Source organism: Teredinibacter franksiae, assembly GCF_014218805.1.
GTDB classification, from domain to species: Bacteria; Pseudomonadota; Gammaproteobacteria; order Pseudomonadales; family Cellvibrionaceae; genus Teredinibacter; species Teredinibacter franksiae.
Map to the genome: position 1 here is coordinate 1,037,227 of NZ_JACJUV010000001.1, position 22,954 is coordinate 1,060,180.

At 45.1% G+C, this 22,954-nt stretch carries 21 protein-coding genes; 3 read left to right on the forward strand and 18 right to left on the reverse strand.

Translation table 11 applies throughout. From position 1 onward, the window contains the following. Positions 1-231: 231 nt before the first annotated feature. From H5336_RS04150 to H5336_RS04205, 12 genes are all read right to left on the reverse strand, one after another. Complete coding sequence (locus tag H5336_RS04150) at positions 232-603, reverse strand: hypothetical protein (RefSeq protein WP_185231679.1); 372 nt, start codon at positions 601-603, stop codon at positions 232-234. 97 nt (positions 604-700) lie between these two features. Then, a complete protein-coding gene (locus H5336_RS04155; RefSeq protein ID WP_185231681.1) occupies positions 701-1,219 on the reverse strand; it encodes a hypothetical protein in 519 nt (172 codons plus the stop codon). Between the two features lie 621 nt (positions 1,220-1,840). Then, positions 1,841-3,130 (reverse strand): group II intron reverse transcriptase/maturase, encoded by a 1,290-nt coding sequence (gene ltrA, locus H5336_RS04160; RefSeq protein WP_185231675.1) that lies wholly within the window; start codon positions 3,128-3,130, stop codon positions 1,841-1,843. Positions 3,131-3,799: 669 nt separating this feature from the next. Continuing rightward, positions 3,800-4,294 (reverse strand): hypothetical protein, encoded by a 495-nt coding sequence (locus tag H5336_RS04165; protein WP_185231683.1) that lies wholly within the window; start codon positions 4,292-4,294, stop codon positions 3,800-3,802. Positions 4,295-4,414: 120 nt separating this feature from the next. Further along, a complete protein-coding gene (locus tag H5336_RS04170; protein ID WP_185231685.1) occupies positions 4,415-4,999 on the reverse strand; it encodes a type II secretion system protein GspG in 585 nt (194 codons plus the stop codon). Continuing rightward, complete coding sequence (locus H5336_RS04175; protein ID WP_185231688.1) at positions 4,977-5,426, reverse strand: hypothetical protein; 450 nt, start codon at positions 5,424-5,426, stop codon at positions 4,977-4,979. Before H5336_RS04175 ends, H5336_RS04170 begins: the two co-directional genes overlap by 23 nt. Positions 5,427-5,550: 124 nt before the next feature. Continuing rightward, positions 5,551-5,991, reverse strand: a complete 441-nt coding sequence (locus tag H5336_RS04180) for a hypothetical protein (protein ID WP_185231690.1) — start codon at positions 5,989-5,991, stop codon at positions 5,551-5,553. Positions 5,992-6,870: 879 nt separating this feature from the next. Beyond that, positions 6,871-7,266, reverse strand: a complete 396-nt coding sequence (locus H5336_RS04185; RefSeq protein WP_185231692.1) for a hypothetical protein — start codon at positions 7,264-7,266, stop codon at positions 6,871-6,873. A 1,438-nt stretch (positions 7,267-8,704) separates the two neighbouring features. After that, on the reverse strand, positions 8,705-9,205 hold the full coding sequence (locus H5336_RS04190; protein WP_185231694.1) for a hypothetical protein: 501 nt from the start codon (positions 9,203-9,205) through the stop codon (positions 8,705-8,707). A gap of 541 nt (positions 9,206-9,746) precedes the next feature. Next, entirely contained in the window at positions 9,747-10,076 is a 330-nt protein-coding gene (locus H5336_RS04195; RefSeq protein ID WP_185231696.1) for a hypothetical protein, read from the reverse strand. Between the two features lie 132 nt (positions 10,077-10,208). Then, positions 10,209-10,595, reverse strand: a complete 387-nt coding sequence (locus H5336_RS04200) for an ankyrin repeat domain-containing protein (RefSeq protein ID WP_185231698.1) — start codon at positions 10,593-10,595, stop codon at positions 10,209-10,211. Between the two features lie 126 nt (positions 10,596-10,721). Beyond that, complete coding sequence (locus H5336_RS04205; RefSeq protein WP_185231699.1) at positions 10,722-11,150, reverse strand: hypothetical protein; 429 nt, start codon at positions 11,148-11,150, stop codon at positions 10,722-10,724. A 333-nt stretch (positions 11,151-11,483) separates the two neighbouring features. Between H5336_RS04205 and H5336_RS04210 the strand changes: the two genes are divergently transcribed. Then, positions 11,484-12,467, forward strand: a complete 984-nt coding sequence (locus H5336_RS04210) for an integron integrase (protein WP_185231701.1) — start codon at positions 11,484-11,486, stop codon at positions 12,465-12,467. 335 nt (positions 12,468-12,802) lie between these two features. Here H5336_RS04210 and H5336_RS04215 read toward each other — a convergent pair whose 3' ends face one another. The 5 genes from H5336_RS04215 to cobA form a co-directional block, all read right to left on the reverse strand. Further along, positions 12,803-14,650 (reverse strand): DmsC/YnfH family molybdoenzyme membrane anchor subunit, encoded by a 1,848-nt coding sequence (locus tag H5336_RS04215; RefSeq protein WP_185231703.1) that lies wholly within the window; start codon positions 14,648-14,650, stop codon positions 12,803-12,805. A 124-nt stretch (positions 14,651-14,774) separates the two neighbouring features. Next, positions 14,775-16,958, reverse strand: a complete 2,184-nt coding sequence (locus H5336_RS04220) for a molybdopterin oxidoreductase family protein (RefSeq protein ID WP_185231705.1) — start codon at positions 16,956-16,958, stop codon at positions 14,775-14,777. Between the two features lie 195 nt (positions 16,959-17,153). Continuing rightward, complete coding sequence (nirD, locus tag H5336_RS04225) at positions 17,154-17,489, reverse strand: nitrite reductase small subunit NirD (protein ID WP_185231708.1); 336 nt, start codon at positions 17,487-17,489, stop codon at positions 17,154-17,156. Positions 17,490-17,504: 15 nt separating this feature from the next. Next, the gene (gene nirB, locus H5336_RS04230) at positions 17,505-20,051 is read right to left on the reverse strand and encodes a nitrite reductase large subunit NirB (protein ID WP_185231711.1); all 2,547 of its coding nucleotides are present in this window, start codon (positions 20,049-20,051) and stop codon (positions 17,505-17,507) included. Between the two features lie 36 nt (positions 20,052-20,087). Beyond that, complete coding sequence (gene cobA, locus H5336_RS04235; protein WP_185231713.1) at positions 20,088-20,900, reverse strand: uroporphyrinogen-III C-methyltransferase; 813 nt, start codon at positions 20,898-20,900, stop codon at positions 20,088-20,090. Between the two features lie 404 nt (positions 20,901-21,304). Between cobA and H5336_RS04240 the strand changes: the two genes are divergently transcribed. Together H5336_RS04240 and H5336_RS23360 are read left to right on the forward strand one after the other, a co-directional pair. After that, a complete protein-coding gene (locus H5336_RS04240; protein WP_185231715.1) occupies positions 21,305-21,592 on the forward strand; it encodes a DUF1244 domain-containing protein in 288 nt (95 codons plus the stop codon). Positions 21,593-21,603: 11 nt separating this feature from the next. Beyond that, positions 21,604-22,458: an MOSC domain-containing protein gene (locus H5336_RS23360; protein ID WP_185231718.1), complete on the forward strand. Its 855-nt coding sequence runs from the start codon at positions 21,604-21,606 to the stop codon at positions 22,456-22,458. Here H5336_RS23360 and H5336_RS04250 read toward each other — a convergent pair. Beyond that, positions 22,452-22,850: a globin gene (locus tag H5336_RS04250; RefSeq protein ID WP_185231720.1), complete on the reverse strand. Its 399-nt coding sequence runs from the start codon at positions 22,848-22,850 to the stop codon at positions 22,452-22,454. The genes H5336_RS23360 and H5336_RS04250 overlap by 7 nt on opposite strands. Between the last annotated feature and the right edge of the window lie 104 nt (positions 22,851-22,954).

Sequence of the window (22,954 nt, forward strand, 5' to 3'; positions counted from 1 at the left end):
TCTGTAATTTTCAAAGATGCAGAAATAATTGAGCACCAACGTATACAAAGATACGGCGCAGCAAAAAACAAATACTATCCATTGGATTATGTTCATACCTGCTTTCTTACACTTAACGCCGCTGTAACCTGCCCAAATTATGGAGCAGTTTTGTGCGATAATGAGCGCAGCGAATTGCACAAAATCGCGTAGTAATTTGGGTCAGGTTTACAGCCTTGTTAGGCATGTAGCCTAGTTACCTTTTGGGTAGTTATAATACAAGCTCTCGACAAACTTAAACCTTTCACTGTAAAGCCACTGCACAATGCGCTCTACATCAGGCACTCCCACCTCGCTGCCTATCACTGAGGTCAATTTTGGGCGAATGTAGAAACACTTGTCACTTTCGCCAACTCCGATCTCAGGGTTTACACCAATAAAAAGTCCCGGCCCCAACCAAGCATGACCACTCTCACGCTCGTTGATTTTTATCACAAATGAAAATTCAAGTTCTACAAATTTGACTTTTAGAGCTCTGACCTCGCTTGCACCGTAATCTTGAAGCTGCTTGAATTTATCTGTTTGTATAATTTCCCAGTCAAGGGATTTCCCAGATACTTTCATATATTGCCTAACGCCTCAAACACCGGCTTGGTTAAGTTGGCGAATTTTTTGGAACAAAAAAGGTGACAACTTTAACAAGTCCGCGTGCTTTGACTTGTCAACTATGTCGCCTACGTCTTCTTGATTGTATAGCTGAAAGTGCTAGCGCTATTAATCCCGAGCCAAATAGCAAGATACCTGGCGGTTCCGCTACTGACGCAAACTTGATATCAAGCGATAAATGCGTATTCGCAGTGGATCCGATTCCAGACAAATCGATGTATATATTATCTACATCAAACGTAATTCTTGACTCATCAAATATTGCTAACCCTCCCCAAGAATTAGTAAATCCATCTGTAGCTGTATTTAAACTGACATCTATTATGTCATTAATTGCTAAATTTATATCCTGAAATACGAGAAACTCAGAGTAACTATACATAGATCCTGGTCGCCAGTGATCAATAGTGATGCCGTTGTCAGAAACATCAATTATTTTTTCATTGAAAGCTCCGTATAACGGTATCTCTACCTCATCACCAACCAAGATATTGGTACTATAGAAAGTGCCACCTGGACCAAAGAAAGGAGAAGGAGGAATATATGTATGTATGTACTTCCATTGCTTGTCCAATTAGGCCTGCGTTAGCATTTACTCCAAACATGATGAATAAAAGCATATACAGAAACTTAGTAACCTTTACCATTTTATTGCCTCTTCAAATGAGCTGATATATGTGTTTTCCTACTTAGGTAGTTAACGCTAAGCTCATAAGCGCCTACTGTGTAGTTTGTTTTACGCTAAAATGTAGCGAAGCGGAATGCGTAAAACAAACTACACAGTTGGCGTCTTATGGAGCGACTGGTTATGCGGCGGCAGTAAGTACCACAACAAAACCACGTTTTATTTTAGCTTGCCAATGGCAGCAGGAAAGAACACACCGCCCCACCAACAAACCCCATACTATAAAAGCGGTGGCCAAATGCGAAGTGCTATTTGCCACCACCTATAAAACGACTATTTGGCACCAGGAACAAAGCTAGCGAGACACAAAGAACCTACGTACGTTAACGCCGAGAGACCCGCTACAACGTGCCGTAAATCAAGCACATGACTCGTTTTATTTATTTTCGAACCGCGCTCAGTCATGGTAGAACGGCCAGTTACCCAAGCCGCCCCCATACAGATCCGGACGTGCGGAACTACCGCATCCGGCTCCTCAATAATATCGTTGCTCGTGTAATTCACAAGTCCTCAATACCAGTCCACTTGAATGTGACGTTTCCACACCCGTGGTTGCTGGATCTGAAAGTATTTTAACATGTCTTTAAACCCTTGCCAGTTAAAGCTGTGCCGCTGACTTCGCCGATTGAGCCACTTGTATAGACTATGCAGAACATAATCATAAACACGCGCGACACTTCGACTATTATCAGGCAAACCAAAGTAGTTTATAAAGCCCGTCAGCTTACGCCTTAACTGTGGCATCCAGACATTCAGTCGTTTAGACCGATTGGCTTTTATCCACTGATAGAACTCGCTCAACTTAGCTTTGTGTTTCTTTGGTGCCGTATGTCGACGCAACCTAGCCTCACCCTTTTTATCAGTGTCCCAGTAGTACTCAAAGCCCAAGAATTCGAAGCTATGGTGCTGCCCTGGGTGGAACCGACTAAACCGCTTCAGGTGTGTTTTCTCTGGCGCTACGTCTAACTTAAACTCTCTCAAGCGTTTCGGTAGTTCCCGATAAAACTCACGCGCCTCATTAGCGTACTGGAACGCAACAACAAAATCGTCGGCGTACCGTATCAACATGGCTCGCCCCTGTAAGCGTGGCTTTATGCGTTTCTCAAACCAAATATCCAGTGCGTAATGTAAGTATATATTCGCCAATACCGGGCTGATCACACCGCCCTGTGGACTTCCACTGGCCGGTTTCTCAAACACCCCTTCTGGTGATTTTATTCTCGCTTTCAGCCACTGGTTGATAAGGTTCAATAAGGCTTTATCTTCAATACGCTGTTTCAGCATACGCATCAACCACTCATGATCTATATTATCGAAGAAGCCTTTTATATCCGCTTCGACAACATAACCATAAGTACCGTATTGAAGGTTCAACTGTAAACTATGCACCGCTTGATGGGCGCTTCTGTTCGGACGGTAACCATAACTATTCTTCACAAAGTCCTGCTCCCAAATACTTTGCAGTATCTGACTCACGCTTTGCTGTACGATTTTATCATCTAACGTTGGCAGCCCGAGCGGGCGTAGTTTACCGTTGGATTTTGGGATAAAGACCCGCTTCACATCATTCGCTCGATAGCTTTTACACTTTAGCGTTTGATGCAGGCGGTTGATATTTTCAGGCAATCGTTGTTTGAAATCGCTAGGTGTTACGCCGTCAATTCCACACGCCGATTGTTTATTGATTTGACCCCAACTTTGTACCAACAAATCCGAATCTAGCAATCCGTATAGATTCTGGAAACGATGATTAGGGTGGGTTTGTGCCTTAAATGCTATGGTATGCAATGCGGTTGTCATAGTTTCTCCAGCCCGACTTGTCCGGACTATGTGTCTGTTACATACCGTGATATTACTGTCAGCCCCCTCGCCATGTGAACGGCTTTCCCGCTCTCAGACTACTATGAGCTGATCCGACTTCCAAGGTGCCATCGATCTGCCTCGCTTTTTACTCAGCGTCACTACCCACTTCCTGCGGGAGCTACTTTGGATCTCTCAAGTTCTCGAAAACATCTCTTTATACATGCCACGGTTTGATAACTCCGCCAACTCGCCACAACCTTGCCAACTAATGGTTGTATTGCATGGGCTTCGGCGGCGTTACAAGCCTAGCCAGTCAGGACAATTTATTATCAGAGCGATACCAACACTTCAGGAACACGCATTCCTTATGGCCTACATAATTCTCTGTCTACGCTTCACACTGGTTGTTCGATTATTTGTTGAAGAAAAAAAAATCAGCAACAGGAAAGTATTCGCGATCCATAATCTTCGCACAGTGCGCAAGACTCGATACAGGTGGTTGGCTAGACCTTACCCGACTGGGACTTACACCCAGCAAGATGCTCCAAGCTTAACTTGTCGCACTAACGCCGCTATAAATTGCGGCTTTGGAGTTGATTGATTTGTGGTAGCGTAGCGTTAAGCCACAAAACAAGCGACGGAAAAGCCGTCAATTTGATAGCTTTGTTAGATTTGGGCAGCAACAGCATATTCGACACTAAGAACCCTTTTACCACTATATACATTCAGAATTCTTAAAATAATCCAACTACCGCCACCGTCTATGATTATTTTCTCACCTTGACTGTAACTACCAATATTTTTCCGCTCCTGCAACAACTTAACGACAGAAGTCAGATCTTTGCGTAGATACGAAGACGCGCTCTTAATAGCCGTTATAGTTGCTTCTATAACAGCTCCTCCCCCCTCATCTCCATCCACAAACCTTACTGCCAAACTTATACTATTGTTGTGGCAGCCTCCCTGAGACAGCTCATAGCTGATACCATCACTACCCACGAAGTTTTCTACAACATAGTGTTGCGGCCAGCCTATATCATACTGGCTTACCTTTTCCTTAATTACTGCAGGCTCAGGTACGGTAACACTACATCCCTCGGCTAACGTCAGATTAGCGAAAAATAAAAATAGTGCTAATAGAAAAAGATAGAAATTGTTCATAGTAAAATCTAACGCCAAGCTCACCTGCAGTTTTTGCGGAGAGCAATTGTGTAAAATGGAGCCACGCGACATACACAATTGAGCGCAGCAAAAAATGTCAGGTGCAGCTTCTTGTTATGTTTAACACGCCTTTATTTTCATTTTCTTAACGGATTGAGATTCGTATTGTGAAACATTATCTTCACCGGTAACTTCATTTCGTAAATAGACACCATACTCACCCTCTATAATTTTAATTTGATACAAATACATATTCTCCTTTTGATCCATTGGTAAAACATCGATATATGCTGATTCCCGATATGTAGTGCCGAACTCCTTATCACTTGGATTTTCTAGCAATGCCCTTAACCCTTCTTCTTCAGTAGGGTACCTTCCGTTATCTCGCTTGAACATTAACAAAGCCATTTCAATTTGAGAAAAATCATGCTTTGATTTATTTACTTCTATATCTATGCAATTAATGCGTGGAGAAAACATCAAAGCAGCTAAAAATACGACTAACACCGCTAAGACCAAAACAAGAATCGAGGACATAGCTATTTTCAACGATTTACTCCGATTCTTCGAGCAGAACATAACGCCCTGCAGCAGCGGCCGCCGTGGAGGTGTTGGTTTTTGCAGTAGCGTAGCGACCACTGCAAAAAAAACACCGGAACGGAGGTCCGGCTGACTGAGTTGGTTATGGTTTTTTACACGGGTCATGTAATTCAACGGATAATTTCCCTGAACTCTCAACGTCGTAACTGTGGACAGTTAAATAAGGTTTCAACATTTTCTTCTCAGCTTTCTTACAGCTACCGACATCGCCATAAGGGATATTGATACGGAAAAATGACCCGAATATTCCCACATCATTTACAACCCACACTCCTGAAATATCAGGGTCAATCAGACCTTTCAAAACCCTATTGGAAACATCTACGTATTGATTATAAATCCTAACACGCAAATAAACCGCTTTTGATTTACTCTCACTATTCACAACCTGCAACTTCACCGTATAGGCATCTTCCCCATATCTGTCTTCTCCATCGAGGACATAACTCGTTGGATTGGCGAGGTAAGGCTCATTTGCCGACACGCCAAGCGAAAAAAATACAAGACAATAAATGAGATACTTTTTTTTCATCTAATTGAACCATAACGCCAAGCTCACCTGCAGTTTTTGCGGAGAGCAATTGTGTAAAATGGAGCGCAGCGACATACACAATTGAGCGTAGCAAAAACTGTCAGGTGCAGCTTTTTGTTATGTTCTATTTCTTTAATAATTTGCTCCACCATCGTATCCCGTGCTCACCAAGTATTAACAACACAACAATTGCAGCAACGAAAATCCAAATAGAAGTCGAGTATGCTACTGTAGCTATTCCAAGTATTGAGCTGGGTAATATGATAAACAAAGCCCAATATGATGGAACAACTAACTTTTCGCTAATTCGATATTCTGATATATCAGTAGTTGACTCGATTATTAGCTGCTGCCATTCAGTGAAAGATTCAGCTTCCCAGTTATTTTCTTGCTTGAGGTTTGAAACGTCATACCTCTTTGGCTCGCCACCAAACCAATTGTACCAAGCTACTGACTCTTCTTCAGGAATCATAGCTAATGGTACGTCAAACTCCTTAATATAGAATCGCGTTCCTTTTGGAAATTCTTCTTCTCTAGGTATTCGCATAATTTTGTGGTTGAACATAACGCTAAGCTCATAAGCGCCTACTGTGTAGTTTGTTTTACGCTAAAATGTAGCGAAGCGGAATGCGTAAAACGAACTGCGCAGTTGGCGTCTTATGGAGCGACTGGTTATGCGGCGGCAGTAAGTGCTACAACAAAACCACGTTTTTAATTTAGTTTGCCGATGGCAGCAGGAAAGAACACACCACCCCACCGACAAACCCCATACTATAAAAGCGGTGGCCAAATGCGAAGTGCTATTTACCACCACCTATAAAACTACTATTTGGCACCAGGAAAGAAACTGGTGAGATACAAAGAACCTACGTACTTTAACGCCGAGAGACGTTCTACAACGTGCCGTAAATCAAGCACATGACTCGTTTTATTTATTTTCGAACCGCGCTCATAACGCTAAGCTCATAAGCGCCTACTGTGTAGTTTGTTTTACGCTAAAATGTAGCGAAGCGGAATGCGTAAAACGAACTGCGCAGTAGGCGTCTTATGGAGCGACTGGTTATGCGACGGCAGTAAGTACCACAACAAAACCACGTTTTATTTTAGCTTGCCAATAGCAGCAGGAACGAATACACCGCCCCACCGACAAACCCCATATTGTAAAAGCGGTGGCCAAATGCGAAGCCCTATTTACCACCACCTAGAAAACTACTATTTGGCACCAGGAAAGAAACTGGTGAGATACAAAAAACCGACTTACTTTAACGCCGAGAGTCCTGCTACAACGTGCCGTAAATCAAGCACATGACTCGTTTTATTTATTTTCGAACCGCGCTCATAACGCCGCTAGAACCTGCACAGCGTGCGTAGCGGATTTTTGGTGTATTGTGGCAGAGCCACACCAAAAAGGAGCGTAGCATGCAGTGTCAGGTTGCTAGCTTGGTTATGCATATAGCTCTCGCAAAGAACTGTGGTCCTTGGATATAAAGTACTCAATCGCTTTACGGGCCTGCTTTAAACTGAAAGTATCTGCACTTAGATTCACTGTACCCTGCTTCTTAGAAAAGCCAAACCAAGCGCTAACTTCTCTAGGAAAATAGCACTCTGAAACAAACATAGGGTTGTCGTTATCACCATATCCCGAAACCCACACATACTCTTCTTCTGATTTTATAATCACACTGAGCGTTGGAGAGCACTTTTCCAGCTCATTAGCCTTCTTAACCTCCCCAGACCAATCAAATTCATCGAATGCCGATAGCGCATCGGACGAAATATTTATATTTCTATCTTCTGACTCACTATGAGAATGGTGTGCATATTGAAAGTTAAGTTTCATTTAAATTCTCGATTAATGCATAACGCCAAGCTCACCTGCAGTTTTTGCGGAGAGCAATTGTGTAAAATGGAGCTACGCGACATACACAATTGAGCGTAGCAAAAAATGTCAGGTGCAGCTTCTTGTTATGTGGGCGATCTACTTCACGGAAAAACACTACGTTGCGAAACGCGAGTGAAGCTTTTGCCGACGACTGGCGATAGAAAACTGCCCTACACACTCACTACCATTTTAGTTTAAAACATGAAGAACGAACGGGGAAAACTTGATAGCGACTCCCTGCTACGGACTCCTTAATTGCGATGGTTAAACCTACCACGACATTCTAAAACGAACAAGATGCCAAAACAAACCACTCGCTATTTGATCACATTCAGACTTGCAGAATACTCAGCGGTGCTCAATGCTAGATAGCCAATTTAGATTATCGAACCACCTAAACCTACAAACTAAAATTCCGCCACAAACCAAATAAACTTACCTACGAAGTAAAAAAACTAAAATTAATTACAAAATTAAAGGCAGAGCCATATAACGCTAAGGTAGCCTGCGTTGCATATGGAGCTGTTTTTTGTGCAAGAATGTAGCGAAGCGAAATGCACAAAAAGCGGCGGAGTATGCAGCGTCAGGGTGACCGACTGGTTATGCGACGGCAGTAAGTACCACAACAAAACCACGTTTTATTTTAGCTTGCCAATGGCAGCAGGAAAGAACACACAACCCCACCAACAAACTCCATATTACGAAAGTGGTGGCTAAATGCGAAGTGCTATTTACCACCACCTATAAAACTACTATTTGGCACCAGGAAAGAAACTGGTGAGATACAAAAAATCCACTTACATTAACGCCGAGAGACGCTCTACAACGTGCCGTAAATCAAGCACATGACTCATTTTATTTATTTTCGAACCGCGCTCATAACGCTGAGGTAGCCTGCGCTGCATACGGAGCTGTTTTTGTGCAAGAATGAAGCGAAGCGTAATGCACAAAAAACGGCGGAGTATGCAGCGTCAGGTTGACCGACTGGTTATGCGACGGCAGTAAGTACCACAACAAAACCACGTTTTATTTTAGCTTGCCAATGGCAGCAGGAAAGAACACACAACCCCACCAACAAACTCCATATTACGAAAGTGGTGGCTAAATGCGAAGTGCTATTTACCACCACCTATAAAACTACTATTTGGCACCAGGAAAGAAACTGGTGAGATACAAAAAACCCACTTACATTAACGCCGAGAGACTCTCTACAACGTGCCGTAAATCAAGCACATGACTCATTTTATTTATTTTCGAACCGCGCTCATAACGCCGCCAGCAGCGGCAGATTACATGGAGCACCTTTTGTGAAACAATGAGCGCAGCGAACACAAAAGGTGCGGAGTGTAAGCTGTCCAACCCACGAAGTGGGTGTTGCTGACTGGCCTTGTTATGTTTATAGCTGAAGAGGTACAACACTTAGACTATATAAAGCTACGCCCACACTAGCCATATTAGCTAACATGAACCATACAAAGTGCATGCTTTTATAGCGAAAGCCATTTTTGAATACATATTTATATACCGCTCCCTCAACAACAACATTGGCCGCACATGCAAGCAGAAATGTGGCTCCCCAGGATATTGGATTAAATGTGCCCACATCCAATACATAGTTTACTAGTTGCCCTAACGTAAATTCCCAACCGAGACCTAAAATTGGGATGAGTATGTAGCCAATAAGCGCTGAAGCAGCATTAGCAGCTACCACTGCCATTATTGCCATTTCAATTCTCGGGCAAAGCAACTTCCTAACGAATAGATATTCAACCAAAAGACCTGTGGAAATTGCCCACCATGAGAAAAGACGAACCTCCAAATATAGCGCAGGCCATACAACATTCGCATGTGCCAGTACTGGAAGAAACAGAACTAATATAATTCTAAATTTGCGCATAAGACTACTTGGAAACATAACGCCGCGCTAAACGGCCGCAGTGAAGGCGCGAAGCGCCGTAACGGAGGTCCAAGCACAGCTTGCTGTGCTGATGTTTGAGCGCCTTGTTATGAGCCACACTCGTTACCCACATAGATCGCATGAACCACCCTTTTTAAGTAAGTTGTACTTCCTGTGGCAACACACTTCCCGGCTACCACTTAAAAGGAACGAACAACGCTTACCGCCAATTCTACTACCGTAACAAGCTCCATTAATTTGCGCTTTTTGCAATTTAATTGAGCGACTAACTTGCGCCCATTTTCTACGAAGTGCTTAGTTGTTGCCTTCGGCTACAACTCTCACCCCACACTAATACTCTTACCGAATTAGCACCCCACTACAAAAGTGGAAGTTAAAATACCTTAATTCGCCCTAGCCTCATAACGCCTATATCAGTTGCGTTTTGGTTGTAGTGGAGTTTTGGCGTACAGTGGCGAAGCCATGCCAAAACGGAGCGCAGACCAAAATGTCAACTGGATATGCTTGTTATGTGAATTTTTCATTGAGTGGCACGACGCCAATCCCCACCGTAATCTCGATCCACGCTCTCCTGCGATACAACCCAATACATGTTTCTATTTCCCTGAAGTCGTTTGACGACATTACCGAGAAGTATTTCTTTAAATGCATTTTGAACTCTTGCGTCTTCTTCAATTTTTTTCATTTCAAAATCAGTTTTAGTTTGAACAAGAAGGCTTACGGTGTAATCTCCTTTTATTCTAGACCTTAATACGACATGCGCATTGTAGTTTAAGCTACCCAAATACGATGAAAATTCTTCCTGTATTTTTCTACGCGCTCTATCAAATCTGTACTCTCTAAAGATCATCGATATTCACATAACGCCTGTAGCACCTGCACAAATTGTGGAGTGCTTTTTTGTGTAAATTTGAGCGCAGCGAATACACAAAAAGGCGCGTAGCAATTTGTGTCAGGTGGCTACACTTGTTAAATGTTGGGATCAATTTTTAGCACCATAATGTTTCAAAAGCTTAACCGCTGTAATATTTCCATTCTCTGTAGCAACTTGTAGCGCAGACGAACCGCAGCATGATGCATTTGGAGAAGCACCTTCCTCTAATAGAGCTTCAAGCATCTCGGTACTTTCGTGACTTGCTGCATGTAATACTGGAAAGTTAGTAGGCATGCCACCGAAACACTTTATAGCTAGATCTCGAGTTACACCATTCGGATCTGCTCCTAACTCGAGTGCGAAATTGAATGCTATTTTATCTTCGTGGTAGGTTGCTCGCTCCAATAAATAGGATATCTTGGCCTTTTCACACTCTTCCGCGAACGACTTAACTGACATTCCCAATAGTATTAAACTAAAAAACAATAAGCGCATACTTATTTCACTGGTGACATTTAACGCTGAGCTAAATTGCAGTTTTGGAGGAGCCTTTTTGTGGTAGTGTTTTTTACCACAAAAAGAAGCGACGGAAAAACTGTCAATTTGAGCGTTTTGTTAGCTTTACTTGGCACAAAAGCCCCACTTTTTACAAAGCGCCTCACTACTAACTCTAGGAAATGGAATGTACTTGCTGATTTTCCAACTTCCATTCTCTAACGACAGCTCTACTTTAACTGTTGAGTATTCGGATATTTGTTCTATTTGTACTGGCCAAGCGCGATCAATTTCGAAGTTTACTTCTACAACAGCGACATTGTCTTTAACAATCACCCTGCCAATTTCGAAGCCTTTAACTCCAATTACAGTATCCCAACCGGGTTCTTCTTCGTAGGCTACGAGCAATCGATAACTTTGCGCCTCGACCGAATTTAAACGAGCGCCTTGAAAATCGTATTGGCAGTACTTTTCTACAATATCTCTTGGCGTCTCTTGAGCATAAGTAGACACCGATAGAAATACTAATAAAAAGCCAATAACTTCAAATTTCAATACGTTTTCCTTCGTGAAGCTAACATTTGTATATCGCGCCCCAGGCGTCATATTTCGGGGCGCGCATATTTTTTATTTGGAAACCCGAAAACTACGCTGAAACCCCTGCCACGTCAAGCTTTCCGCCAAGTGGCGCCTAAATCCCAAAAGGACAAATGGTCCCAATGGCCTCATATCACCGAATTCCCTCAACCCACGTAACTCTTTGAATTTATTAAACAAACAGGCTATTTTTACATCAAGCTCAGATATATGAGGAAATAAGTGAGTATTTTTTTACATGCCGCAAATAAAACTGTATATTAATACAGTGAACACTTATGAAGGCCTGTTATGGACGACATTCCCCGCAACCTACCTGATAAACCTACCCGCTTTATGGACCAGCTGCGTGTATTCATAAGAAGCAAACAGTTGGCCTATCAAACGGAAAAAACTTACTGTACCTGGGTCGTTGACTTTATCCGCTACCATAATATGAAGCACCCAATGTATTTGGGTGGTACCCATGTTGACGACTACCTAAGTCACCTGGCGGTAAAACGAGACTTTTCCGTCAACAGCCAGAAAACCGCATTAAATGCGCTTGTCTTTATGTTTAAGCAGTTTTTAAAAATTGATGTGGGTGTTTTATCCTTTACACCAAGTTCAAGGCCCAAAACGATTCCCACGGTTTTTAGTCACGAAGAAGCGAAATCGGTAATTGATCACTTACACGGCCGATACAAGCTAATGGCTTCTCTTATGTATGGATCCGGCCTAAGGCGATCTGAAGTGGCGAGGCTGAGAGTTCAAGATATAGACTTTAGCAACGATTGCATTGTCGTGCGTGAATCCAAAGGAATGAAGTGGCGACGAACGCTTTTACCCAAAGTACTTGTTAAAGACCTTGCGCACCAAATTGACTTTGCACTGGCTCTTCACCAGAGAGACCTAGATGAAGGATTTGGTGAAGTCTATTTACCACATGCTTTACATAAAAAATACAAAGGTGCGCCCGTAAGCCCCATTTGGCAATATGTTTTTCCCGCCAGTCGACTCGCGCAAGACCCTCGTTCAGACAAAATTCGGCGTCATCACATTAATGAATCCACATTACAGAAAAAGGTTTCTATCGCTATTAGTAAAGCGCGCATACTCAAAAAATGCGGCTCACATACCTTTAGGCATAGCTTTGCAACAAACCTATTAAGAAACGGCGTTGATATTCGCAGCATACAGGAAATGATGGGGCACAATGATTTGTCTACCACTCAAATTTATACGCATGTGGTTGGTATTCAAGAACGGGGAGTGGTAAGCCCCATGGATAGCTAACTTACTTACTCAAAGCGGTAACCAAGAAAATGCTACAACAATTGGGCGCTGAATCCCGTATTGTGAAGATCGGTATTAGGATTTTCGCTGGGGGAATGTCGTTAGAACCGCAATTTATTATTCGAAAAATCAATAATGCCTGTGTGTTTAATAGTGGTATGTACAACCCCAAACATATATACCCACATCTAGATATTAGCCCTACCTTTCAGCCCTAGTACCCGCCCCCCCCAAACACCAGCAGAAAACACCTCGCTGTTCCCGGTCAAAAAAAAGCGGCCCGTAGGCCGCTAATGGGTGCAAAAAACCCTATGTTACTGCTGACCTATTAAGTACTAGTGTTTCCATGTTGCCACACCCACCGCAGGGTTGGCCGCTAGGCCAATCTCTCTGGCGTGCTCTTCGAAGGCTTTGTTCTTCCAAAAGAAGGCGCCAGGCATGGTGGTAGGCACCACCAGCACGTAAAAAATTGCGCGGCCAATCAAGGCAGAGCCCAGCACACTGACTGTAACAAGGCCCCAAAGTGTTAGCCCCAGCCAGCCGTTTATAGCGGCAGCGCCGAGCGCAAGCACCGCGACTATATTAATAGCAATTAACACATTGCGTAGTAAGTAACTTTTACCAAAGGTAGTGGACTGTACGTAGTGCGATACCGCGCCTTCGTTTTCAGCTTTGTTTAAATCTTTTGCGTGCCGCTTAAGGCCAACACCCTCAACTGCTAGCCCAGCCACAATAACAACCGCAAGGCTCGATAAGAGTGCAGTGTAATCGTCGCCTATAATCGCGAGGTAAGGTACGTTCAAAACACCGTACACCAACCCTCCTAACGCTAACGCGGTGCCGCCAAAGGTGCTGGCGGTTTGTCGATGGTTCCAAAAAGGACGTGCCGGAATACGGTAACAGCGGTACATGTAATAAAGGCCCACGAGACTACCCAAGAATGCCAACGCACCGGTTACCGTCGCAGGTACAGCGGTGTAGGCTGCCAGCGAATCGCCGAATAGACCTTGAAAAATAGCATTGTTAGGCAGCATGGTAAGTAAATGTAAACCGGCAAAGGCCATATACACGGCAACACCCGCTCCCTCGCGCGACACCGGCGAATGGCGCAGATTGTTAAAGCCTCGATAAAATCGAAAGGGTTTGCCCAAGTGTGTGGTAGACAAAAATAAACCCAAGCCCGCCAAACCAAACGCAATGGCAACCATGGGCACATACATAACGGAATTCATCGCAGCGCTTAAGGCTGGTACGCCAAGTAAGCCGCCCAAAAAGGCAATGGCAAACAAACCAATAGAGGCCTGAGTAACCAAGGTAAACAACACCAATGGGTTTTCGCGCGAAGAAAGCCGTTTAAGGTTCCACTGCTTGGTTACCCCTTCTTTCTGGTCTACAACCGGTTTGTATTTACCGTCTTTATTGTTTTTGTGGTATTTCACTGGCATGGAGTCTGTACGGGTAACTTCACGCGGCATGTCTTTAATTTGCTGGAAGCGAATATTCGGTTTGGTAATAGATGGGTCTGGGAAGCCGGGAATTTGGGTTTCGATTTGGTCGCGGTTTTGCGGTGTATTTTCCACTACCCCAAAATTCAGCGCGTTACCTAAACACGCCGAAACACATGCGGGCTTTAAACCCACTTCTAACCGGTCTACGCACATGTTGCACTTTTCAACCTGGCCGTTAACTGGGTCTAGTTGTGGTGCGTTGTACGGACATACCCAGGTGCAATAACCACAGCCAAAGCAAATATCGGGGTCTTGTATTACCGCTCCGTACTCTGGGTGCTTGGTGTAAGCGCGCGTTGGGCATCCTTTTAAACAAACGGGGTCGTCGCAGTGGTTACAGGCCATGGAAATATTCATGCGAGTGAAATTGGGGAATGTTCCCCCCTCCACATAGCCTACCGAGCGATAACTAAGGTGCGGTGGCAAATCATTTTTCTCACTACAGGCGGCCTCGCAAGCGTGACAACCAATACAGTTGTCGGCGGTGAAGTGAAAAGCGTGTTGTTTGGTACGGTTGGGGTTTGGGCCTATACCATCGTCACCGTTAATGCGCAGGCTTATGCCGTTATCGTCTACCGGTGTTAATTTAATTTCTTTACCGTAACGATTTTGCTCTTCGGTTTTGGGGTCGAAGAGCTTTGCGTATTTGGGTTCGTCTTCTCTTACGTTGAGCACGTTTAGTCCTTGGTAAATTACAGTCTATTTTTTGTTCCCACCTACGCGGGAATGACAATAATGCTTAGTACTTGCTTTTCTTCGCCATGCCCACGCATGTGGGTATTCATTCGAGATAGATTTTTTAAAACGCGCGCATGTCTACATTCATGCGTGCGGCTTCCTTTTGATCTATATGTTCTATACGCACGGACGACTGTTTAAACGCTGGTTGACGTGAATGTGGGTCTAACAGGCCAAGCGATAATCGGTTAACACAGTCGTGATAATGCATGGGAATAAAAACCATATCCCGTGCAACACGCTGGGTGGTTTGCACCAGCACTACGGCATCGCCTCGGCGCGAAACCAAACGCACGTAGCTCATATGTTTTATGCCTAACTCGGTTGCGGCGTCTGGGTTCATTTCCATATAGGGTGTTGGGCTAAACTTATTACAATTACCTACCTTGCCGGTTTTGGTTCGGGTATGAAAATGCTCCACCACACGGCCACTGTTTAACCAAAATGGAAAGTCTTCACAGGGGCGTTCGTTGTTTTCGATGTAGGGCATATCCATTAGTTTGGCTTTGCCGTCGGCGTGCTGAAAAACACCTTCGGTATACAAGCGTGGCGAACCCTCATCTTGGCCTTCACGGAAGGGCCACTGAATACCGCGCTTTTGCTCTATAAGGTCGTAACTCATACCCGATATATCGAGCATGCGGTTTTCGCCCTTAGAGAGCTGCTTCATTTCTTCAAAGGCTTGCTCGGTATCTTCCGGAAAGCTCATTTTCAGCCCTTGCTCCCAGCGCTTGGCCAGTTGGGTAAAAATCCAGAAGTCGGATTTTGAATCACCTATAGGCTTTACCACCGGGCGCGTGAGGTTTACTCGGCGCTCGGTGTTAGTGAAGCAGCCTTGCTTTTCTGCCCAGAGCGCTCCCGGTAAATACACGTTGGCGTACTGGGTGGTTTCTACGTCTTGGTAGCAGTCTTGTACTACACAAAACTCCAGCTTTTCGAATGTTTTTCGAATACGTGCAGAGTTAGGCATGGATGTCATGGGGTTTGTCGCTACCAGCCATAACGCTTTAATTTGCCCTGTTTCAATGGCGGGAAAAATATCGGTTTCGGTTAGCCCACGTTTCGGCGGGAAGAATTCCGGGTCTACTCCCCAGAAACTGGCCACTTCTTCTCGATGCTCTGGCTTTTCCAATAATCGATAACCGGGTAAACCTGAAGTGGATGACCACTCGCGGGTACCCATTGCGTTATTCTGGCCAGTAATGGATAAACTGGTACCACCGGGTTTACCGATATTACCGGTAATTAAATTCAGGTTATTAATGGCGCAAACACCGTCGGAACCATGGGTACTTTGGTTAATACCCATTGTCCAAATGGACATGGCCGCATTGGCATTAGCGTATAGGCGCGCTACGTTGCGAATGGTATCTTCATCTATACCGCATATTTTGGCCGCCGAAACGGGGTCGTAGTCTTCAATCGTAGCGGCGAATTTTTCATAGTTACTACAACTGCGTGCGATGTAGTCCATATCCGCTAGGCCTTCCTTTAAGATAACGTGAGCAAGGCTATTCAGTAGTACAAGGTCGGTTCCCGGTGTAATGGGCAGGTGCATATCCGCAAACTGTGCGAACATGGTTACCCGAGGGTCTACAACAATCAGTGGAAATTTACGTTTTTCCAGCGCTTCTTTTAAGCGCCAATATATTATGGGGTGCTGTTCTGGCAGGTTAGAACCAAAGGCAATTAAACATTCGGTATGCTCAAAATCGCCATAGCAACCGGGTGGGCCGTCGGAGCCAAAAGAACGCTTGTAACCCGAAACCGCCGAGGCCATACACAGGGTGGTATTACCGTCGTAGTTGTTGGTGCCAATAACACCGCGCACTAGCTTACCCAAGGTGTAGAACTCCTCGGTCATTATTTGACCGGTGGATACAATCGCTACGGAATCGCGGCCGTATTTTTCTTGTATACGTTTAAATTCTGCTGCGGTTTTGTCTAGTGCGGTATCCCAGTTCGTATCTTGCCAATTATCGAAACGTTTTTCGCGTACTTTTGGCGTAGTACCACGGCCAACTGAATCGAATATTTGCGCTTCGGTTAAGCCTTTTATACACAACTTACCACGGTTAACATCGGCACCACCCACGCCGCGAGTCGTAACCGGTACACCCTCTTCGTTCATGCCAATTTCAATAGAGCAACCCGTAGAACAGTATCCACAGGTAGAGTATTTCCAATCGACCACACCTTTATCACGAATGATGATCGGGTTTTTATTTTTTCGACCAAATAACATGGTTTGTCTCGTTTAGTTAACTATCGCCAATAGGGGGAACATTCACTTTTCGGACCGTATTAATCAAACCTACAAGGCTAAGCGTTTATGGACATTTCAAAGAACTAGCTTGTTGTTTATGTACAGCGCTAACCTAACCCCAAAGCTTGCTTCACGTACTGTAAGATTTCGCTCCAAGTGCAGAAAAAATGGTAATTACAAGGCTTCTGCTAATTGAATTTGGCCGCCGTGCTCGCGCACCGGAAATGTTTTTATGCTGACCTCTTCATCTTCCAAACAGGCACCTGTTTGCAGATTAAAATGCTGTTTATATAATGGCGAGGCAACAACAATTTGCTGCTTTAGATCACCCACGATACCGCGTGCTAATACGGCCGTTTTCGTGAAGGGGTCTATTGCGTCTATTGCATAAAGTGTTTCTTTCACTTTAAAAATAGCGACCTGCTGTTCGCCAAGCAGTGCGCGAACACCCAGCAATGGTGAGAGATCAGCTGCATCACATACGGACACCCAGTTTAATTCATTACTCATGTTTCTCTCTCCTGGTTACGCTGGCACAGCTTCAGACTCAACAAATTTAACAACTTCTTCTTCCGTAGCGGGTCGAATCTGTTCGCGCTCTTCCACAAATACCACGGTGTTGTCTTTGGCATCGCTGTTTACAAAGGTGCGGAAACGCTTAAGTTTTTCCGGGCTTTCTATGGTGGTTTTCCATTCGCACTGGTAGGTATCTACAACAAGGTCCATATCACTTTCCAGCTCGGTACAAATATTAAGCTTATCGTCTACAACAACAGATCTAAGGTACTCCAAACCGCCTTCTAGGTTGTCCATCCATGTGGCAGTACGCTGCAGCCGGTCCGCTGTGCGTACGTAGAACATCAATACACGGTCGATAGTTTTAACCAGCGTTTCGTCATCCAAGCCGGTAAGGAATAAATCCGCGTGGCGAGGCTTCATACCGCCGTTTCCACAAACGTAAAGGCTCCAACCGGTTTCGGTGGCAATAACGCCTATATCTTTACTCTGTGCTTCTGCACATTCGCGGGTACAACCGGATACGGCGAATTTAATTTTATGGGGTGCCCGTAAGCCCTTGTAGCGGTTTTCCAGCTTAATCGCCATTCCAGCACTATCGAGCACGCCGTAACGACACCAAGTGCTACCCACACAGGATTTAACCGTACGCAGTGATTTGCCGTAGGCATGGCCCGTTTCAAAACCCGCATCGACTAGTTCTTTCCAAATAAGGGGTAGTTCATGCTGTTGAGCACCAAATAAATCGATACGCTGCCCCCCGGTAATTTTGGTGTAGAGACTGTAGGTTTTAGCCACAGCGCCAATGGCAATAAGTTTGTCTGGGGTAATTTCACCGCCTGGAATACGCGGCACAATGGAGTAGGTTCCATTTTTTTGCATGTTGGCCATAAAGTAGTCGTTGGTGTCTTGCAGTGGCGCAACACCATCTTTAAGCACATAGTCGTTCCAGCAGGAAGCGAGAATGGAACCAACGGTTGGCTTACAAATATCACAACCCAAACCTTTGCCGTGCTTCTCTACCATTTCGTCGAAGGTTTTAATTTTTCCTACGCGTATGATGTGATACAGCTCTTGACGCGTATGCCCGAAGTGCTCGCAGAGATCGGTATTAACTTCTACACCCAGCTTAGTGAGTTCGCTGTTAAGAAGCTGGGTGGTCAAGGCAACACAGCCACCGCAACCGGTTCCCGCTTTGGTTGACGATTTAACTTCGCCAATGGTGGTAGCACCCGCCTGAACAGCGCAGCAAATATCACCCTTTGACACATCGTGACAACTGCAAATTGAAGCCGTGTCTGGCAGTGCATCTACGCCAATACCCGCAGAGGCTGCATTGCCATCCAGTGCTGGTAGAATCATGGCTTCTGGGTTTTCGGGTAGGTCCATGCCGTTAACGCATATTTGCTGAAGCGTTCCATAAACTTCTACTTCACCCACCAAAACCGCACCAAGTAATTTTGTTTTGTCTTCGGAAACAATAATGCGCTTGTAAACTTCGTTAACACCGTCTTGATAAACATAACTTAAGCAGCCAGGGGTGCGGCCTTGCGCATCGCCAACACTGGCGACGTCTACGCCCAACAACTTGAGTTTTGTGCTCATGTCGGCGCCAGTAAACTGCTCTTCACCGCCGGTTATATGCGAAAGTGCGACCTTCGCCATAGTGTAGCCCGGAGCCACAAGACCAAATATTTTTCCGTCCCAGAGAGCACATTCGCCAATCGCGTACACATTGTCGACTGAAGTCTGGCAATTATTGTTAATTACAATACCGCCACGCTCACCTATTTGAATATCGAATTGCCGAGCCAGCTCATCTTGCGGGCGAATACCCGCGGAGAACAAAATCATGTCGGTTTCAAGCTGCGAGCCGTCGGCAAAGTTCATGCTGTAGCGGCAGTTTTCACCCGCAACAATTTCTTGGGTATTTTTTTCGGTGTGAATATTTACACCCAAGCTAGAAATTTTCTTGCGCAGTAATTCACCGCCACCTTCGTCTAACTGAACGGCCATTAAACGCGGCGCAAACTCAACAACGTGTACTTCAAGGCCTAGATTTTTAAGCGCATTGGCGGCTTCTAAACCAAGCAGGCCACCACCAACAACAACACCCACTTTACTTTCTTTGGCCGAGGCGGTGATATCTTCTAGGTCTTCTATGGTGCGATAAACCAAGCAATGGGGTTGGTCTTTTCCGGGAATAGGCGGAACAAATGGAAATGAGCCTGTCGCCAAAATTAAGTGGTCGTAGGGTTCTTCGCGGCCACTGGCGGTCACCACTTTATTTTCTTCGGTTTTTAACTCAACGACTTTTTCGTTAAGCACATATTTAACGCCGTTCTCTTCGTAATACGCTTCGGACGTTAGCATTAGGTCATCAGCGGTAGAGCCAGAAAAATACGCGCTCAATTGAACACGGTCATACGCTAAGCGCGGCTCTTCAGAAAAAGTAATTACTTCGTACTGGTCTGCACTCTCATGGTTAATCAAGTTGTCAATAAACTTGTGGCCAACCATACCGTTACCAACAACGACTACTCTTTTTTTACTCATCTTACGTCCTCAAATAAAAATTCTGCCAGTAACTGTTTAGGCACAGTTCTGTGCTAATTCTTCCAGCTCGGGCATTGCTTTTAGCTTGCCCGCTAGGCTTACCACATCACCCACCACAATTAGTGCCGGCGACTGTACATTCTGAGATTCGACCAGGGCATCTAATTCACCTAGGTTGCCGATGATGTCGCGCTGATTTTTGCGACAGCCATTTTCTATAATGGCCACCGGGGTGCTGCCACTTAAACCGTGCATGCACAGGTTTTGCTTAATAACGTGCGCACGGCTTACGCCCATATAAAACACTAGGGTGTGCCCTATTTGCGCTAGCGCTCGCCAATCGAGGTTCAGCTCGGTTTCACCATGGGCGGTGACAAACGTGCAGCCTTGGGCAAGCCCTCGATGTGTTAGCGGAATGCCTGCAGCGGACGTACAACCCGAAGCCGATGTAATACCCGGTATAACTTCGGCATCAATACCCGCTTCTATCAACGTAAGCAGTTCTTCACCGCCACGACCAAAGACAAAAGGGTCGCCGCCTTTTATGCGCACCACGTTAAGGCCTTGGCGCGCTTTCTTCACAAGCAGGGAGTTAAGCTCTTTTTGCGGAATACTGTGGTCGTCTTTTCGCTTACCCACATAAAACGCCGGTACAGATTTAGGGAAAATTGTACGAATATCTTCGCTGACGAGGTTGTCGAATAAGATAAGGTCGGCTTGCTGTATTACACGCAGAGCCTTCACCGTTAATAGGTCTGGGTTACCGGGCCCAGCACCCACCAACCAAACTTTTCCCGCATTCGAGCTCTTTGGCTGATTTGCAGGCTTTTGTTGTGTGGAAAAAGTCATATTGCACCACAAGTTATAATGAGTTTTGCACCAGACTGGTATATTTGAAGGGGACATTAAAAAACCAGCTACACAGCGTTTTAGCAAAATAGATACCAGCACAAACACTATTGATTATTTTTTTTATAAAGCTATATATATCAATATGTTACGAAAAAACGCATACCAAAACCCAATAAGCCCCAACCTCTACGCACCTGTTTTTCAATAAATCTCGCACCACAATGGAGCGCTTGCGCACTGCAAAACCTCACCCACTTTTCGTGTACAGCGAGGCACTGCGAATAGCGATGGATTTTTACCCAACACCCGCACCATATTGACCCACAACTGAATCCCGTTTGCTGCCCGGCCCATCTCGGTTATAGTGGGCCGTTAATCAGCCCTCTCAAACCGGAGTTTTCGTGGATAAAACCGACAATTCAGCCATTGAAGCTGCTGTATTTAAGCGCTTGCTCAGCCATTTAGATTCAAGAAAAGACGTGCAGAATATTGAGTTAATGAACCTCGCCGGCTTTTGCCGGAATTGTCTAGCCAAGTGGTACGTTAGTGCAGCGGAAGAGGCTGGGAAGAAATTAAGCTACGAAAATGCCCGCGAAATTGTATACGGCATGCCCTATGATGAATGGAAGGAGAAACATCAAACTCCCGCTACTGCGGAACAATTAGCAGCGTTTGAAAATCGTAAATAGGGCTTTTAGCTGTGGATGTAACGATTACTGGTTTATACCACTACCCTGTGAAATCGCTTCGAGGCATAGGGCTTGCTCAATGCTCGTTAACACGCAAAGGTGTATTTGGCGATCGTGAGTGGGTGGTAATAGATGAAAACGGGGCATTTTTAAGCCAGCGTAAATTGCCGCGTATGGCACTGATTCGGGTACGGCGCCGTGAGCACGGCCTTGAGCTTAGCCTCGGCTCAGACAGCTGCTTAGCCTCCACACCTGCGAACGACGCCAGTATACGGGAGGTCAGCGTTTGGAAAGACAAAGCCGTTGGCATTCTGGCTGCAGACTCTATCAACAAATGGTTAACGCGGGTACTTGAATCCGAAAAACCATTATTTCTTGCCAGTTTCGATAAATCGCGCGAGCGCTTACCCGGCCAACCACTTCGCTTCGGTGCAGACGCCACCCACTTTGCCGACGCAGCCCCCTTTCTTATTGCTAATGCCTTCTCACTGCATGCACTTAATCTGTCGCTAACACTGCAAGACAAACCCGAAGTGGATATTCGCCATTTTAGGCCTAACATTGTTATTAGCGGCCTGCCGGGGTTTGCCGAGCACCATATTAGGGGCTTACGTCACCGGGCAACCGACATTGAGTTCTCGCTGGTGGACCCCTGTCAACGCTGCTCTATTATCACCCTAGACCCAGATTCAGCCGAGCAAATGCCCGAGGCCATTCCGTTTAAGCAACTAACAAGTTTGAACCCCATGCCCGGAAATAAAAAGGCACCCGCTTTTGGCATGAACGCATGCATTCTCGATACCGACGACATTGAAGCACTGCAAGAAGGGTTGCGGCTGGGCGACCGCTTAGAAGTCATTCAGTAAGCATGCTGGCGCATGTAACTAATTCCAGGTAAAAGGACCGCTCGCCAGGCCTCTTCTTCAGCGGCGGTAAACTCTGCATCTAGCCTATACAAGGTTTCCACAAGCGATTCTAACCATACATCGTACATGGCCTCCGGTATGCCGCGTTCGCGGTGAAATTCCGCAAGTCGGCATATATGCTCGGACGGAGCGTGATTGAGCGAACACTCCATTAGCATTAAAATCGAATCTTCCAGCATTTCGTGACGACGTGATTTTTCGGTATTCTGAAACACCGCCTTTATTTCCGGTGATTTGGCTTGAAAGCTCTCATAAAATGCTTGGAAAAACATTTCATAATTGTTACTGATATTACGCTCGAAACTGTCGTTAAAATCTGCTGAGTGATTCATGGTGCCCTTTGTTTGTCATAGCATTACAATGCGCGGCTACATTAGCTACTAAACTTTAGCTACTAAACTATAGCCCAGCACACTGACTACAGCTCATTATTGGA

Excerpts from the sequence above, each read along its gene's own strand:
- H5336_RS04150 (WP_185231679.1), bottom strand. The coding sequence starts at position 603 with ATGAAAGTATCTGGGAAATCCCTTGACTGGGAAATTATACAAACAGAT.
- ltrA (WP_185231675.1), bottom strand. The coding sequence starts at position 3,130 with ATGACAACCGCATTGCATACCATAGCATTTAAGGCACAAACCCACCCT.
- H5336_RS04165 (WP_185231683.1), bottom strand. The coding sequence starts at position 4,294 with ATGAACAATTTCTATCTTTTTCTATTAGCACTATTTTTATTTTTCGCT.
- H5336_RS04170 (WP_185231685.1), bottom strand. The coding sequence starts at position 4,999 with ATGACCCGTGTAAAAAACCATAACCAACTCAGTCAGCCGGACCTCCGT.
- H5336_RS04175 (WP_185231688.1), bottom strand. The coding sequence starts at position 5,426 with ATGAAAAAAAAGTATCTCATTTATTGTCTTGTATTTTTTTCGCTTGGC.
- H5336_RS04180 (WP_185231690.1), bottom strand. The coding sequence starts at position 5,991 with ATGTTCAACCACAAAATTATGCGAATACCTAGAGAAGAAGAATTTCCA.
- H5336_RS04185 (WP_185231692.1), bottom strand. The coding sequence starts at position 7,266 with ATGAAACTTAACTTTCAATATGCACACCATTCTCATAGTGAGTCAGAA.
- H5336_RS04190 (WP_185231694.1), bottom strand. The coding sequence starts at position 9,205 with ATGCGCAAATTTAGAATTATATTAGTTCTGTTTCTTCCAGTACTGGCA.
- H5336_RS04195 (WP_185231696.1), bottom strand. The coding sequence starts at position 10,076 with ATGATCTTTAGAGAGTACAGATTTGATAGAGCGCGTAGAAAAATACAG.
- H5336_RS04200 (WP_185231698.1), bottom strand. The coding sequence starts at position 10,595 with ATGCGCTTATTGTTTTTTAGTTTAATACTATTGGGAATGTCAGTTAAG.
- H5336_RS04210 (WP_185231701.1), top strand. The coding sequence starts at position 11,484 with ATGGACGACATTCCCCGCAACCTACCTGATAAACCTACCCGCTTTATG.
- H5336_RS04220 (WP_185231705.1), bottom strand. The coding sequence starts at position 16,958 with ATGTTATTTGGTCGAAAAAATAAAAACCCGATCATCATTCGTGATAAA.
- nirD (WP_185231708.1), bottom strand. The coding sequence starts at position 17,489 with ATGAGTAATGAATTAAACTGGGTGTCCGTATGTGATGCAGCTGATCTC.
- nirB (WP_185231711.1), bottom strand. The coding sequence starts at position 20,051 with ATGAGTAAAAAAAGAGTAGTCGTTGTTGGTAACGGTATGGTTGGCCAC.
- cobA (WP_185231713.1), bottom strand. The coding sequence starts at position 20,900 with ATGACTTTTTCCACACAACAAAAGCCTGCAAATCAGCCAAAGAGCTCG.
- H5336_RS04250 (WP_185231720.1), bottom strand. The coding sequence starts at position 22,850 with ATGAATCACTCAGCAGATTTTAACGACAGTTTCGAGCGTAATATCAGT.